Annotated in this window: 15 protein-coding genes; 3 read left to right on the top strand and 12 right to left on the bottom strand. The window is 23.2% G+C overall.

The features are described 5' to 3' along the window. Positions 1-35 precede the first annotated feature (35 nt). The 6 genes from T388_RS0101945 to efp are packed head-to-tail and all read right to left on the bottom strand — an operon-like array spanning position 36 to position 5,839. Positions 36-737 (bottom strand): BC85_0335 family putative methyltransferase, encoded by a 702-nt coding sequence (locus T388_RS0101945; RefSeq protein WP_027120651.1) that lies wholly within the window; start codon positions 735-737, stop codon positions 36-38. After that, positions 724-1,167 carry a Holliday junction resolvase RuvX gene (gene ruvX / locus T388_RS0101940; RefSeq protein ID WP_027120650.1) on the bottom strand — a complete coding sequence of 148 codons (444 nt, stop codon included), beginning with the start codon at positions 1,165-1,167 and terminating at the stop codon, positions 724-726. The genes T388_RS0101945 and ruvX overlap by 14 nt, the downstream gene beginning before the upstream one ends. After that, entirely contained in the window at positions 1,160-3,784 is a 2,625-nt protein-coding gene (gene alaS / locus T388_RS0101935; RefSeq protein ID WP_027120649.1) for an alanine--tRNA ligase, read from the bottom strand. Before alaS ends, ruvX begins: the two co-directional genes overlap by 8 nt. Before the next feature lie 8 nt (positions 3,785-3,792). Then, the gene (gene mnmA, locus T388_RS0101930; RefSeq protein ID WP_027120648.1) at positions 3,793-4,911 is read right to left on the bottom strand and encodes a tRNA 2-thiouridine(34) synthase MnmA; all 1,119 of its coding nucleotides are present in this window, start codon (positions 4,909-4,911) and stop codon (positions 3,793-3,795) included. 60 nt (positions 4,912-4,971) lie between these two features. Beyond that, positions 4,972-5,274: an MMB_0454 family protein gene (locus T388_RS0101925; RefSeq protein ID WP_027120647.1), complete on the bottom strand. Its 303-nt coding sequence runs from the start codon at positions 5,272-5,274 to the stop codon at positions 4,972-4,974. 1 nt (position 5,275) lies between these two features. Continuing rightward, complete coding sequence (gene efp, locus T388_RS0101920) at positions 5,276-5,839, bottom strand: elongation factor P (RefSeq protein WP_027120646.1); 564 nt, start codon at positions 5,837-5,839, stop codon at positions 5,276-5,278. 583 nt (positions 5,840-6,422) lie between these two features. Between efp and T388_RS0101915 the strand changes: the two genes are divergently transcribed. After that, entirely contained in the window at positions 6,423-7,667 is a 1,245-nt protein-coding gene (locus tag T388_RS0101915; protein ID WP_027120645.1) for an MAG2810 family protein, read from the top strand. A gap of 23 nt (positions 7,668-7,690) precedes the next feature. Here the strand turns inward: T388_RS0101915 and T388_RS0101910 are convergent, their stop codons facing one another. Then, entirely contained in the window at positions 7,691-8,104 is a 414-nt protein-coding gene (locus T388_RS0101910) for a hypothetical protein (protein ID WP_027120644.1), read from the bottom strand. 138 nt (positions 8,105-8,242) lie between these two features. Here T388_RS0101910 and T388_RS0101905 point away from each other — a divergent pair, with 138 nt between their 5' ends. Beyond that, the gene (locus T388_RS0101905; protein ID WP_027120643.1) at positions 8,243-9,655 is read left to right on the top strand and encodes a phosphotransferase; all 1,413 of its coding nucleotides are present in this window, start codon (positions 8,243-8,245) and stop codon (positions 9,653-9,655) included. Positions 9,656-9,708: 53 nt separating this feature from the next. Here the strand turns inward: T388_RS0101905 and T388_RS03695 are convergent, their stop codons facing one another. The 5 genes from T388_RS03695 to T388_RS0101880 all read right to left on the bottom strand — a co-directional run bounded on the left by T388_RS03695 (position 9,709) and on the right by T388_RS0101880 (position 15,410). Continuing rightward, positions 9,709-11,514: a PhnE/PtxC family ABC transporter permease gene (locus T388_RS03695; protein WP_051586192.1), complete on the bottom strand. Its 1,806-nt coding sequence runs from the start codon at positions 11,512-11,514 to the stop codon at positions 9,709-9,711. Continuing rightward, complete coding sequence (locus T388_RS0101895; protein WP_027120642.1) at positions 11,484-12,227, bottom strand: phosphonate ABC transporter ATP-binding protein; 744 nt, start codon at positions 12,225-12,227, stop codon at positions 11,484-11,486. Before T388_RS0101895 ends, T388_RS03695 begins: the two co-directional genes overlap by 31 nt. A 2-nt stretch (positions 12,228-12,229) precedes the next feature. Continuing rightward, positions 12,230-13,465, bottom strand: a complete 1,236-nt coding sequence (cypl, locus tag T388_RS0101890) for an ABC transporter thiamine pyrophosphate-binding lipoprotein p37/Cypl (RefSeq protein WP_027120641.1) — start codon at positions 13,463-13,465, stop codon at positions 12,230-12,232. A gap of 209 nt (positions 13,466-13,674) precedes the next feature. Then, positions 13,675-14,382 carry a glycerol-3-phosphate 1-O-acyltransferase PlsY gene (gene plsY, locus T388_RS0101885; RefSeq protein WP_027120640.1) on the bottom strand — a complete coding sequence of 236 codons (708 nt, stop codon included), beginning with the start codon at positions 14,380-14,382 and terminating at the stop codon, positions 13,675-13,677. Continuing rightward, positions 14,382-15,410, bottom strand: a complete 1,029-nt coding sequence (locus tag T388_RS0101880; RefSeq protein WP_027120639.1) for a nicotinate phosphoribosyltransferase — start codon at positions 15,408-15,410, stop codon at positions 14,382-14,384. The genes plsY and T388_RS0101880 overlap by 1 nt, the downstream gene beginning before the upstream one ends. A gap of 109 nt (positions 15,411-15,519) precedes the next feature. On the opposite strand from T388_RS0101880, the gene T388_RS0101875 reads away from it, so the two are divergent. After that, complete coding sequence (locus T388_RS0101875; RefSeq protein WP_051586191.1) at positions 15,520-16,353, top strand: Cof-type HAD-IIB family hydrolase; 834 nt, start codon at positions 15,520-15,522, stop codon at positions 16,351-16,353. The last annotated feature ends 19 nt before the right edge of the window (positions 16,354-16,372 follow it).

Below are 16,372 nucleotides of genomic sequence, written 5' to 3'. Positions count from 1 at the left end.
TCCTTATAGAATCTATTATTTTTTATTTTATCAATTTAAGAATTTTTACTTAGTAAAATATTTTTATTTTTTACAACATATAAAAATTGATTTTTTACATATGATATTTCATATATTACTTGTTGATTTTTAAGTATTTTAGAAGTTGTTTTAATATCTTGTTTTTTAATACTATTAACTAATGCAACAAACATTCCTTTTTCCTTTAAATATGTTTGATTTTGACTAAGTAATTCTAGACATGTTAAATCACTATCTCAATCATATATTAAATCAAATGTTTGATTAGCAATGCTTGTATTGTCAATAAATATAGGGGTTTTAGTAAATAAATTAGGAAATTCTAACACTGCGCTATTTCATGTTTTTATATTTAGAGAATTTTTATAAACATAAATATTGGCATTAGTTTGTGTTAATAAAACAACTAATTCATAATTTATGTTTTTGCCTAAAAGTAATACATTTTGAGCTTTATTTAAATATATTGTATTAATTAAATTTTCTAAATCATGATCATCACTTTTATTTTTTAAATACTTTTTTAGTTCAAAAGGCATTTTTCCTAATTCTTCACCTCTTATAGCTAAAATCGCTTCATGAGCTTGTCTTTGTTGTTCATCATTTATAATTTTTCTTAATTTTTTTGTTTTTAAAAAAAGTATTAAATATACAATCATTGCAATTAAAATAACAACAACCATAGAAATAATTAATGAAGTTCTAATTCAATTCATCGATTACCTCTTTTCCTCCATAATTTAAAAAATCTTCCAAAATTATTGATGCAGACAATTGATCTTTATATTTTTTTCTTTTTTTAATTGAAAGTTTCGCTTCTTTTAAAATATTGGTAGATTTTATAGTGCTACCATATTCGTTAACTAAAAAAATTTTCAATTGAGTATATATTTTTTTATATTTATGTGCCAACTTTTCAATTATTTGAGTTCTCTCACTTTTTGCACCATTACTTCTTAATGGAAAACCTATTATTAGTGAATCAATCTCATATTTATTCAAATAGAAATTAATTTGTTCTTCAATAGTATCAAAATCATTTTCTTCGAAATAAATTGTATCCAATGTGCTTGCAATAATATTTAAATCATCAGTTATTGCAAATCCACAAGTTTTAGTTCCAATATCTAAAGCTAACTTACGCATTTAATATTTCCTTAATAATATCTAAAATATTTCCTTTATTATCAACTTTTCCCATTGCGATAATAGGAGATCCTCCTCCACGTCCATTTAGTTTAGTTGCAATTTTTTGAAACAGTTTGTTTGAATCTTCTTTTTTGGTGGCGACAGCTAAAAGAATTTGCTTATCAGACTTAGAGGTTAAGAAAACATATGAATTAGGGTATTTTTCTCTAATTGTTGATGCGATTACTTTAATTTGCGAGGCATTAATATTTGAATTAAAATAAAATTCCTTATTATTAATTATTTCAAAGTTTAAATTTTCATAATTAAATTCAATTTCTTGCTGATTTTTTAAGGCTTTTTTATAATCTTCTCTTGCTTGTAAAATTAAATTTCACAATTCTAAATTACCTTTTTCTAGGTTATTTTCATCATATTTAATTTCTAAATTATATTTTTTGTTAATTATTTTGGTTTTGTTAATGATATTATTTAGCTCTTCTAAATAAGATGCATTTTGAGTAATTAAGAATTTATTAACAAGTTTATTAGATGTTACTGCACGAATACGGTATACTCCTGAAGCTTTTTTATCAACACTAGTTATTTTAAAGTTTTCTAATAACTTACTATTAGGTAAGTGTGTTCCGCCACACAAATCTGTTGTGGCATCTTCTCATTTTACAACTCTAACATTATTTGCATCTGCATATTCATTTTCTTCAATAGTCATAATAGCATTCATTTTTTTAGCTTCATCAATAGTTGTTATAATGTATTCTCTTTTTAAATCTCGAGCAATATAATTTCTCATAATTGTTTCAATTTGTCTAATTTGTTCTTCATTTGGTTTGCTATCAGCAGGAAAGTCGAATGTAAACCTTTCATATGTTATATCAGAACCCATTTGTTCAACTTCATGACCATATATTTCTCTTAAAGCTCTAAAAACAAGATGTGTTGCAGAATGATTTCGTGCGAAATTAAGTCTTTTATCTTTATCAACATAACATTCAATTATTTTATTGCTATCAATAATGCCATTAACTTTATGAATATGATTTCCATATTTATCTTTAAATACATCCAATAATTCAATTTCATTATTGCCTTGAATTAAAATACCATGATCATGATTTTGTCCACCTGAAGTTGCATAAAATGGAGTTTTATCTAAAACTAAATAACCAATTCCATTCAATTTTTTAATTTCATTTTCATTGTCTAGTAATCTTACTATTTTAGCTTTTTTATTTTCAAGATAATCATAACCTATAAATTCACTCTCTTTAGATTTTATTAATGCTAATGAATTTATAACTTTATCCATTCCCGCAATTTTTTTACCCCGACTAATTTCAATATGTTTTTGTTTTGCTTGCTCAAATTCATCCATATCAATAGCAATGTTTTTATTAGCCAAAATTTCAATTGTCAATTCAATTGGAAAACCATATGTTTCAAGCAAGTTGAATGCTATTTCTCCAGAAAAAACATTTTTATTTACATCAATATTTTTTTCGAGTAATAATTTACCATTTTCAATTGTCTTATTGAATAAAATTTCTTCTTCTTTAATCATTTTGCTAACTTTTTTAACATTATATTCAAAAGGTAATGAATCTTTGACAACTTGTACTAAGTTATATAAAAATAATTGATTAATTTTAAGTTGCATACCTTTATAAATAGATCTTCTAATTAGCCTTCTAATAATATATCCCCGTCCAATGTTAGAAATTTTTGCACCATCTGCAATTGCATTAACAACAGTACGAATATGGTCAGCAATAACTTTGAAATACGTATTAATTTCCTTTTGCTCAAGATCATTTGTAAAATAATTATTTACATCATATTTATATTCGGTATATTTTTCAATTTCATGAATTATATTTATGAATAAATCAGAATCGTAATTTGTAGGAACATCTTGCATTATAGCCGCTATTCTTTCTAAGCCAGCCCCGGTATCAATATTTTTTTGTTTCAATTCAGTATAATTATTTTCACCATCATTATTAAATTGGCTAAAAACTATATTTCATATTTCTATATAACGATCATTTTCTATATCATTTTGAAGTAATTCTATACCTCGTTTGTCATATTTTTCACCACGATCATAAAAAATTTCAGTATCTGGACCACAAGGACCTGATCCTACATCCCAGAAGTTAGTTTTTCTAGTTCCTTTAATAAGATGTGTCTCATCAAACCCTTCTTGAATTCAATATTCTTTTGTTTCAAGATCTTCTTCATAGTATGTAAAATATAATTTTGATTTATCTAATTTTAAAACGTCTATTAAAAATTCTCTAGCATATGAAATAGCTTCTTTTTTAAAATAATCTCCTATTGAAAAATTACCCAACATTTCAAAAAAAGTATGATGTCTAGATGTTATTCCTACATTTTCTATATCGTTAGTTCTAATTGCTTTTTGACTATTTGTTAATCTATTTTTAGGAGGTATTTTTTTACCGCTAAAATAGTCCTTAAGTGTTGCAACACCTGAATTAATTCATAATAATGATGAATCTTTAATAGGTATTAATGATTTACTTTCAACAATTAAATGTCCTTTCGATTCAAAAAAACTTAATCATTTATTTCTTATTTCCTTTGAATTCATAATTACTCCTATACATATTCCTTAATTTTATTCTTATAATATATTTTTTCTATTACAGCTCCGCCAATACATTTATTACCATCGTATAAAACAACTTGTTGGCCCGGCGTTACTGCTTGTGCTTCGCTAGAATACATAATTTCCACATTATTATTTTCCAGTATTTTAATTTTAACTGGAATATCTTGTTGTCTATATCTAAATTTAGCAGTTAAATTGTTTGGATTATATTGTTGATTATTTAAATTTAATTGACTTGCAAGAAGTTTATCACTAGTTAAATATGTCATATCACTAGCTGGAGCTACATATAAAATATTTTTTGTAACATTATGTCCACAAACATAATGTGGTTCAGTCATTCCTCCTAAATTAAGCCCTTTTCTTTGACCTAATGTATAATAAAAACAACCTTCATGTTCGCCAACGATTTTATTTGAAATAATATCTACTATTTTTCCTTTTTGTGCAGGAATATAATTTTGTAAAAATTTTGTAAAATTTCTTTCACCAATAAAACATATTCCGGTTGAGTCTTTTTTTTGAGCTGTTGCAAGACCTTGTTTTGCAGCTATTTCTCTAACTTCTGATTTATATAAATCGGCAAGCGGCATTATAACTTTAGATAATTGTTCACTGGTCAATTGTGCTAAAAAGTATGTTTGATCTTTGTTTTGATCTATTGCTCTAAATAAATGACCATTTTTTACTTTAGCATAATGTCCCATTGCAATAAAATCTGCATTTAATTTTGAAAAGGCATAATCGCTAAAAGCTTTAAATTTAATATATTTATTACATAAAATATCAGGATTAGGAGTTCGACCCTTTTTATATTCTTCTATAAAATTTTCAAACACATTATCTCAATATTCTTTAACAAAGTCTACTCTATGCAATTTAATATTTAATTTTTGACATACTTTTAAAGCATCTTGATAATCTTGTTCTTGAGGGCAAATGTCTTGGCTTATATTTTCATTACCTAAAAAATCGTTATTCACATAACTATCTCAATTTCGCATAAATAATCCTTCAACATCATATCCTTGTTGAAGTAAAAGATATGCACAAACTGATGAATCGACACCGCCAGACATACCTAAAATAACTTTATTTTTCGCCATTTCTCCCTCCTTTATTTTTTATTAATATAAAACAAAATATGACAAACTAATGTCATATAATTAATAAAAACCGTTAAAACAAATTCTTACACTTTGTGGTTTAATATCTAATAAACTTATGAAATGTTGTTCTAATTCAGCTTTAAAGTTTTCGATCACTTCTTGAATATTTTTATTTTTTTTAATTTTGACGTCAATAACAAATGAAACATTTGATTGATCTTTAACAAACGAAACTCTTGGAGTACTGTCTAATTTAATATAGCTACAGTCATTAATCGATTGTTCAATTAATTGTTGAAAAACATCTTCAGTAATTGAATATGTTTGATTCAATCCACAATTTATAGTTACAATATTCATTTTAATTATTTGACCTTCCGGTATATTTACCAGTTTCAGTCGAAATAGAAATTACATCACCTTCTTTTATAAACATAGGTGTATCTAATTCATACCCTGTTTCAACCTTCACTTTCTTTTGAGGGTTGTTAGCAGTATTGCCCTTAACAGCATCAGGGGCTTCTGTTACAACTAAATCAACATTTGAATCTAATTCAATATCTAAAATTTCTTCTTTAAATTTACGAATTTTAACTGTAGAACCTTCTTTTAAGAAATTCATCTCTCATTCAACATGTGAAAGAGGTATTTCTACTTGTTCATATGTTTCATTATCCATTAAAATAATGTTTGTTCCGTCTGAATATAAATAATTCATTGGACGTTTGTCAATATGAGCTTTTTTAACCATTACACCACCAGTGTATGATTTGATTGTTATACTACCTGTTCTTAAATTTTTAACCTTAGCTTTAACATTAGCTTGTCCTCTTCCTTGTTTTGAATGTTGTGCTTCGATAACAACATAAATTTCATTTTCATCTTCAAAGGTTATTCCACCTTTAAATGTATTTACATTAATCATAAATCTCCTTAAATTAAGCTAATATAATAATATTAATTAATATTTATATTTTAATATAAATGCTAAAAATCATAAATAAAAAATAAAAGTCAACAAATACAAAAAAATGTTTATGCTACTAATAAAAATTAACTATTTTATTTGAAGTTCAAAATAATATTTCATTTAAAATATATAATTTAAAAGCGACAATGTTTTATTGTCGCAAAATTTATAGTTATCCATTACATTGTTAGTTCTCTATTAATATTGTTATATTTTATTATTTATTCTTCTTATATATTACTTATAAATTTAACTAATAAAATAAAATCTGGTTGTATTTTTTAAAACGTTTAGTTATTTTATTTGATAATTTTAGCATTTTTAACTTCCTTTTTATTTTCAAATCATTAATAATAGTGTCTCAATTACATCTCCCCCTTTTTTAATTTTTTGAAATTTACATCCATTATTTTTATTACTTATTTTAAAATTAATATATCATATAACCAGATTAAAAAATCATTGGCAAAAGTGTAACAACTTTTGCTTTTTGATTTATATTATAGATATAATTATTAAATTAAGAATTGAGGATTTTATGAATAAAGAAAAATGTATTATTTCAAAGCAAATGTTTGAAGCGCAAATTAAAAATTTGATATTAAAAAGTATTATTAAAGAGTTGGACACTTTTTTTAATACTAAAAAAACTAAAAAGAATTTAATTTGAATAAATATATTAAGATGAATTTTTGTAACTATTTTATTATTAGGAATTTTATCTCTAATTGCATCTTTAGGGACGTTAATAGCATTTTTATTTACTGAAAAATTAACATTTATTGAGAAAAATAAATCATGATTTTTTGCAACATTTTTTATGTTATCTTTCTTAGGCATTATAATTGGATCTTTTTTTACTTTTATTGCTTGAAAAAAGAAAAAGAACTTTTGTGAAGATGTAATTGATTCATTTAATAGTTATGCAACGTTAAAAATTTTGTTTAATTATTTTAATTTGAAAATGCATTTAAATATTAATGATGAAAACTTAATCGTTCCTAATAAAAATATAATTAGTTTTTTTAAAAATATAAAAAAATTTAATGATTTAGATAAAAATTCAATTTATATACAAGATAAATATGAACAATTTGAAGCATATAATGCCGAACAGTTTTTTAAATTTCAAAATATTGAATATTTAACAAAATATTGAATTAATAAAAAAACATTAACAAATAAAGAATTGCGAAAAATGAAAAAAAATAATGTACAAAAATATCGCAATTCATATGAAAAAAATTTAATTACAAAACGTTTCGCTGTTGCTGCTAAAATAAATTCACTTAATCGAGATATATCAATAAGTTTATTTGATTATGATAATCTTTTTACTAGTAGTGAATTTAAAAAAATTGAAGTTGCAAAAGCTTATGAAATATTAAATTTAAAATCAAAAAATCCAGAATATTTAGAGAAATGATTAGAACAAAAAAGTAATTTAGAATTTTTATTAGAATTGTATAAAGAAATAAACTTAACTAAAATAAATAATCCTTCTATTTCAATTAAAAATTTAATTAAAATTAAAAATAAGAGATTATCTATTCATATAGAAAATCAAGAAGCTTATATTTGATTCGATTGTCCACATGAAATAATTGAATTAAATTTTAGTTCTCCTAGCGTAATTAAAGAAGATATTGCTGAAATTATTGCTAATAAATATATAAATGATTTTTATACAATATATTTATTATTAGAATTATTAACTCCATTTGGACTAAAGTTAGACATAGTTAATTTACAAAATAAAAATTTAAAAAACATTGAAAATTAAAAATCAATGTTTTTTAAATTTTCTTATTGTCTAATTACATATACCATTATTAAAGCTAAGAAAGGTAGAGCTAATACTCAAGTTACAACGCTTGATGTAATAGCTAAAGCCTTCAAGCCATCTTTGGTGATATTTCCTGGGTTATAAGTTACAATGGTAAATACTAATGATATTACTGAAGCAATTAAAAATAATATAAGTGTTATTAATAAAACTTGTCCTAAACCTTTTTTATATCCAGATTGTTTAAATATAAAAATAAAAAAAGCAATAAATAATTGTAAAACTAGAATAAATGCAATTGCACCCCCTAATTGTAAAATAGGATTCAATACATTACCTTTTACTGCTTTAGTAAAACCAATTATAAATAAAATTATTATCAATGATGTATGAATAAATGCTGGAATAATAAATAAATTTGATCTTCTTTTCATATTTTTTCTCCAATCTACTAAATTTATATTTTAATATTACATTAATTAATAGAAAATGCATTAAATTATTAATTATTTTAAATATAAAAAGGTAAAAAATAATTATTATTTCAACATTAAAAAAATTATAATTAATTCATGAAAAATAGTTATTTAATTGAAATTTTAAAAAATAAATTGCCAGATCTTTTTTATAAAATAAAAAATATTAATTTAGTATATGAAGGGTTTCATAATTACACCTTTAAAGGGAAATTAAATGATGAATTTGTACAAATAAGAATTCCTAAAAATAATATTGTTAATTATGAAATAGAAGAAAGAATACTAAAAAATAATAAAGACACAATTTACTATCAAAAAGGCGTTTTAATAAAAAAATGATTTGAAGGAAAAACATTAGACGAAATATCTATTAATCCTATCATTGAAAAAAATATTATTAAAGAAGTTAAAAAAATAAATAAATTAAAATTAGATGTGCCCATGTTTGATTGATTTTACTATGGAAAAGGAAGTAAAAAATATCAAGATTTAGTGTCAAAGTATACTAATGATAGAATAGTAACCTCACATGGTGATTTAGCTCCAAAAAATATAATTGTTAATTCTTTAAATGAAGTAAAAATTATTGATTTTGAATGAGTAAGAAAATGCCATATTATTTTTGATATTTATAATTTAATCGAAAGAGTAGGATTAAATAGAAAAACAGTTTTAAAAAATTTTAAAATTTCAGAAGCTGAATATCATAATTTTCAATTTATTTTAAATTATTTTTCAAAATTAACATACAAAAATATGTATGCTAAACTATTGAAAAATTTGAATACAAGTCAAAAAATTTTATTAGGAAATACAAATGAGAATTATAAATATAATGACTATTTTATTCAAGTCAAAAAATATGATGGTTTCAATCATTTGAATAAACAAAATAAATTTAATAATTTATCGTGCACGATAAATTGCCTTTTCGAGGACAAGAAAGTAAAAATAAGTAAATATGTAAATACTAATTTTATTAATTTTAAAGATAAGTTTATAATGCATAGAATTGCTGTTGCTCTAAAAGAACTACATAATTCCAAAATAAAAGTTAAACAAAATAACATTTGAGAAAGAGTTAAAAAATGATATGAGAAACATAAAAATAAACAAATTTTAAGCTCTCTCAATAAAAATATTATTGACCAATTATTTAGTAATATTCAAAAAATTCAAAATAATGTAGTTTCGCATAATGATTTTAATTCTACTAATATTTTAATGACTTTAAATAATGAAATCAAAATAGTTGATTTAGAATACGTTACGACTAATAATAAATATTTTGATTTAGCTTATTTTTGTTCATCTATCGGATATAACGAAAAAGAAGAAAAATTATTTTTAAGTTTTTATAGTTTTGATTTATCTTTTAAAGAATACTTAAAATATAAATGTATTGTAAATTTTTATGGATTGCTCTGAAGTATTGATTTAGATGATGGTTTTGATAAAACAATTAATTTGTTAAATATTCAAAAGTATAAAAAATATTTGGATTAATTTTAACAAAAACTCCTTATTTACCCTGGTTTTCAAAGTAAATAAGGAGTTTTTTAAAATAGCAATTTTTGTTTTTTTATAATTTTAGAAATTCTATATTTTTTAACTTGATATTTAAATCTATATAAATTTTGATTTAAGAAACTTATTTTGTTTCTTCTAATGTAATTATTAATAATATATTGTGAAATAAGATTAATAAGCATAATTGTTAACGTTATTACTCATATATATGCCATTGCTTCATATGGTTTATATGCTAAATGATTTAAATAAGAATTTATTCCAGAACCAAGTTTTAAATTTCCATTTGTAAAAATGCTATATGTTATTGCGTTTCGAAAACTCATTTCAAAATAAAATATTAATCAAGAAATGATATCTAGTTTAATTGTTGGTAAAATGTATTTAAAATATATTCTAGTTTTACTATAACCTTGAATTTTTAAATTGTTTATTATAATATTGTCAATATTATCCATAGCTTCTACTAATTGTTTAGTCATACTGCTGGATTCATGTATACCAAGTACAAATATTAACAATGTGATTCGTGAATTTAATAAAGGATTAAAAATAAAAATTATAACTAATGATGGCATAATTCTAATAAAAGCATTTAATATTCTAAAAAATAAAGCAACATATGTGTTATTAGATTTTTTAGAATTTAAAGGAAGTGCTAATAATACAACTATTGCCGTTACAAATAGGGAAAGAAAAGCAAACATTAGTGATTGTAAAATTTGTAAAATTGGATTATAATCAATATCTCAAACATTTAAACTAAAAACATTTCAATTTGGATTTATTCAAGCATGAAAAAAGTTTTTAACAGATTCTAAAGATGTTCTATTATGATTAACAGTTATTAATGTATATAGTGAAAAAATAAAAATTATTAATAATGAAAACATTTTAAAATAATATCTTCAATTAATTCGTTTAGCTAATTCATTGTAATTTTTACTTTTTATTTTTTTAGAATCAATTTGAAATACATATCTATTTAATAGCATATTTATTATTTCTAAAATAATAATAAATGACATTAAAACAGATAATGGAATACCTAATTCTTTGAAATTATATGTATTTTCACTGCCATATTTAATTAACGTTCCAATTCCTGGAGCACCTAAAGCAGCCAAAATTGTTGCTCAACGCATATTTGCTTCAAAAGAATATAAAAACAATGAAATTATTCGATTAGAAATTCGGGGAAAAATTTCTTTAGTAAAAGCTTTAAATTTTCCATTTCCTTGACTGATAGAAATATAGTAAGGAGTTGTATCTGTATTTTCAATTATTTCACTATAGTACTTATGTAGTCACAATCACGAAAATCACATAAATATCATTAATAAAGCTAATTCAGGGTAAAACGCTAATGTAAAAAAATTAATAAAAACTAATTCTGGTATAGCTCTAAAAAAGAGAATTATAGTTTTCGAAATAAAAGATCAATATTTATTGTTATATGTTTTGTTAGTTAAAATTGAACTAATAACAGCTGCAATAAAGCCGATAAAAGTTCCAACAATTGCATATTTAATTGTGAAATAAAGTTGTTTTATACTAAAAATAAATAAATTTTGTTTTATAGGATAAGTACTTGTATTACTAAATTTTATTAATTCTTTGAAATTTTTAATAAAGATGGATTTACCAAAACTACCGGTAAAACTAAAATCCAATTTAGAAAACATAAATATTATTAGTGCAAAAAGTAAAAGAATTAAAATATGTTTTCAAATTGGTTTTAATTTATTTTGAGTAATTTTTAATTCTGATTGAACTTGATAAAAAAATATTTTTTTAATAATAATTATTTTTTTATTAATTTTATTAATTTGCATTTATCGATATTTTGAGTCTTATCGTGAAAAACTATTTTTTTATCATTTATTACAATAATTTCATCAAAATAATCAAGAGCTAAATTTAAATCATGAATATTAACTAATATTGTGATTTGCAATTCTTGATTTAATTCTCTTAAAATTTGAATAACATCTCGCGATGTTTCATGATCCAAATTGCTTGTTGGTTCATCAGCTAAAATTAAATTCACTTCTTTAATTAATAATTTAGCAATTTCTACTCTTTGTTGTTGACCTCCACTTAAATCACTAATTCTATAAAAAGATTTGTCCAATATATCTAATTTATCGAGCGTTTCAAAAATTTTGTATTTTTGTTCTTTGGTTAAGATAGATAAAATTTTATAAATTCAATTTTTATATTGTGTAACAGAACGACAAATATTAGAAAAAACACTTTCATTTTCAATCAAATTAGGCTTTTGAGATAAAAATCCTATTCTATTTATTATTGTTTTTCACTTTTTTCTATTTATGTTTGTTATATCATTAGCAAATAATTCAATTGTTCCATTAATTGGCTTTATATTGCGTACAATACTTTTGAATAAAGTGCTTTTACCAATTCCACTAGGTCCAACAATTGCCACCATTTTTCCGCTTTGAATACTTAAATTAATATTTTTTAATATTAATTCTTGATTTTTATAACTTAAGTCAACATTTTTAAATTCTAAAATAGTCTTCATTATTATTGAATTGAAGGTATTACAATTGTATTTAAATCTATAGTAGGATCTTCTGCTGCTTGTTGCAATTTAATAAGTTTTTTAAATAAATCTTTATCTAAATTATTAAATTTATTGTACCCGGTATAAATACCCAATTTATTATCTTCGATAGATAAACTTGTTAAAACCTTTTTAATTAATTCTTGTTTTTTTTCACTTAAATTTGATCTACCAAAAACAGCATCATAAGGAGCTGGATTAGTCATTGTTAAAACTCTAATTTTATCAGTAGGTTTTGATGGTTTATAACTTTCTCAATTTGTTCAATTAAATGCTCCTTCATCATCAAATGAAATATTAAATATATTTCCCTTGTCATCTGCAACACCTAATGCTGAACCAGCTGATTTTCCTGATAAAACTTTGTCACCTTTATTTAAAATAAGATCATTATTTATTTGATCTAAAGTTTTCTTAAAGTGTCTTGCAAACAATGCTGCTTGATATTTATAAGCGCCACCACTTGAACTTTTCTTATAAACAATTCCGAAATTTTTAAATGCGTCTCAATCTTTTGTTAATCAAGCATTTCTAATTTGATTTCTTTGTGTTTCATCACCAGAAATCAATACCATTCCATGATACACATATGTTGTTTCATTTTCTTTATAAAACACCTTATATTTCGAACCATCTCATTGTAAAGCAGAATTAGTTTGTTGCCATTCAGGAAATTCACCAAATTTGTCAAATTGTAATTGATTTTCTTTAATAGCTGCTTTATATAATGGATCATTAACTGTCCCGTCTATGTAATGTTCATTATCTTCTAAACCTCATGTAAATCTTAATGTACTGGTTTGAGCTATAAGAGGTAAATTAAAATCATTTAAATTTTGTTCTTCATATAATGGTTTTGCAAAAGAACTATATGGTAATATTGCAACATCAATGTCTTTTTTATTTGATTTCAAATCATCAATCATTGTAGATTTATCAATTCCGTCTTGTAATTGAATTTTTATAGGTTTCATTTTGCTAAGTTCAGCATCTTTTGCTTGCAATTCAGCAACTTTTTCATTTAACTGATTAATAAATTGTTGCTTTTCATTTTCAAAAGCTGGATTATGTCAAACATAACCTATTTTAATATAGTCAAATTTATTTTCTTCTTTATTACAACTTGCTAATAATGAAAGTGGTGCAACTGACATTGTAACAGTTGATAATGTTAAAATTTTGTTTAATTTTTTCATAATATAAAAAATATCTCCTTGTTTATTAAACAGGTGGAGAATATATTAAATATACAGTTTTTTTCAATACAAAAATTGAATGTGCTACGCAGGCATTACCCTGATCAGCTTATAGGTATATTCTCAGCCGTATTTTTATACAGCACCCTGTTCATAATAATTGTAATAAAAAATAAAAAATATATAAATAAAATGTACAAATGTGTACATTAAAATTTATGTTCTTCTTTTTTGATAATTCTTCTAATATTACTATGATGAGCACATATTATAAATATTGCTGCAATAGAATAAATTATAGGCGATACATATCAGTAATTTTGTAAATTGCTCATTGAATTAGACATATTTACAAAATTACTTCAATAACCTAATGATCCCTGTATTAATCAGGGTATAAAACAAATAGGTATTAAAATAAATGCTGTTAATATTGAACCTAATGACACCATCCGTGAACTGAAAAGAATTGTAAAAAATAATATTGCAGCAATTATAAAAATAATTATATTCATAGTTGCTATTAATCCTATTGTACAAGCAACACCCTTACCGCCATGGAATTTAAAATACAATGGAAAAATATGTCCTATAACAACACCTAATGCTAAAGATTGAGGTGAAATATAATAGGTTTGAGAAAAAGAGTTAAATGAACCTATATGATTAAGTAAAGCAGCTAAAATAATTGTAGGAACAAATGTTTTAAATATATCAATCAAAAAAACAATCAAAGCAAATTTTTTACCATATGTTCTCAAACTATTAGTTGCTCCGGCATTATGACTATAATGTTTTCTAATATCATCCTTTTTATATTTGTTACTTAAAATAATAGAGGTGTTAAAAGAACCGAATAATAAATAACCAATTAATAAAAATGCTAAATTTAATAAAATACTATAAAAAATAACCATTATTTATTTGCCCCTTGTCTCTTATAAATTATTAAATTGGGATTATTACGATATTCCCTTCCTTCTTTAGCTTGTTTTTTGTTGTTTAACAATGTAGCATCGGCTGAAAAACTAGAAGTTAATTTAAATATTGATTGCCCCACACCATAAAAATCTACTGGAGCATTATTTTCTTCAAAATGTTTAATTTTTTTATAATCAAAACCTGATGAAACAATTATTTTCACATCTTTTGCTCCGGCTTGATCTAATGCTTTTCTCAATCTTTTTACTTGTTCAACATTAACACCATAGTATTCTTCTTTATCTATTTCATTATCAAACATATGATCTTTCATATTTTTAGAAGTATCTATTCTAACGCCGCTTAATTTTGATCCTAATATTTTATATGATTCTAGAGCTTGTTCTATAACATTGTTTTTATAATCAACAAGTGAGATATATTTAAATTCCGGAAAAACATCTTGATAAGCTTGCATAGCTGCAGCTGTATCACCATCAAAATTTTGAATTAAAATATGTGGTACTGATCCAAAAGGCTTTTTAGTTTCATTTTTTGATTGTTGAGCTAATGTCGACATAATATTTATTCCAGCAATTCGCATTGCCTTACCATCGATTTCTTGCATTAAATAATGATCCGCTCTATCTCCCATAAAAATAATTTCTTTACCTTTAGCTTCTTTAACACAACGATAAGCATTAGTTGCTAGTGATGTACTTCGTGCTAAAATACCATCAATCATACCTTCATATTTACCAAAATCTTGATAATGTCCTTCTAACTCCAAAACTATATCTAGATTATTAATCTTAGTTCCATCTTTTAAATATCTAATTGAGTATTTAGATGTATCGGTGTGTTTTTCTAATAAGTCTAAAACTTCTTGCATTCCCGCCAATAACACATCATCTTTTCTTTGAAAAAATTGTAATGTTATTATATTTTCAGGATTTTTTTGTCTTATAATTTCTTCAGCATTAAAAAAATAACTTGCTATGTATTTATCTAATTTATTACTCATATTAACTCTTTTCTAAAATTTTGTAATAATATTTTACTATAAGTTCATAATATATAATACATTATGTTTATTAATACAAATGTTAGAGACGCACAAAGGAAATAAAAATATGAAAAATAAAAAAATATTAAATTTTGATGTTCAAATTTATTTTGTAGATATAGATGGAACTTTTTTAGACCAACCAAATGAAAAAGAACTAATAAGTAGCAAAAATATAAATATTGCAAGAAAAATAAATGAAAAGAAAATATTGTGTTTATCTACTGGAAGAAAAAATAGTGAATTTGTAATGAACATTGCTCAAAAAATAAATAGTCCATATGTTATTTGTCAAAATGGCGCTATTATCGTCAATAAAAACAACGAAGTATTGATTAAAAATCCTATGAATGAAAAAGATGTAAAAAATATTTTAGAAGTGTTAAAAAAAGAGGATATGTTTATCATGATTAATGGCAATAAAGATGTTTTTTATGGGCGAAATTCTAAAATTTCACTAATGCGAGATTGAGTTGTGAATTGTCCTAAAAAGCCTTATTCCAAAATGCAATTAGAAAAAGAAATAACCAAATTATTAGTTTTTGGTAAAGATATCGACAAAACAAATGAATTTAAATTAAAATTAAAAAAAGAATTTCCTAATTTAGAATTTCATACAGTTTCTAGTGGTTATTCATTAGAAATAACTGATAAAAAAGCCAATAAAGGTCTAGGTAACAAATTTATTTGTAATCTTTTAAATATCGATCCTAAATATGCAGTTCATATCGGTGATAGTGGTAATGATACAAATTGTTTACCACATATTCCTAATTTCATTGCTATGGGCAATAGTACAAATGAAGTTAAAAAGAAAGCTTGTTATATAGCTCCAAATTATACAAATGGAGGAGTTGCAAAACTATTATCAGAATTAGAAAATATTAGTATAATTCAATAATTATTTTTTGAAAGGAATT

This window comes from Mycoplasmopsis lipofaciens ATCC 35015, assembly GCF_000686585.1.
Lineage (GTDB): Bacteria > Bacillota_I > Bacilli_A > Mycoplasmatales > Metamycoplasmataceae > Mycoplasmopsis > Mycoplasmopsis lipofaciens.
The sequence above is the reverse complement of the archived record's forward strand: the minus strand, read 5'-3'. Positions and strand labels throughout refer to the sequence as shown.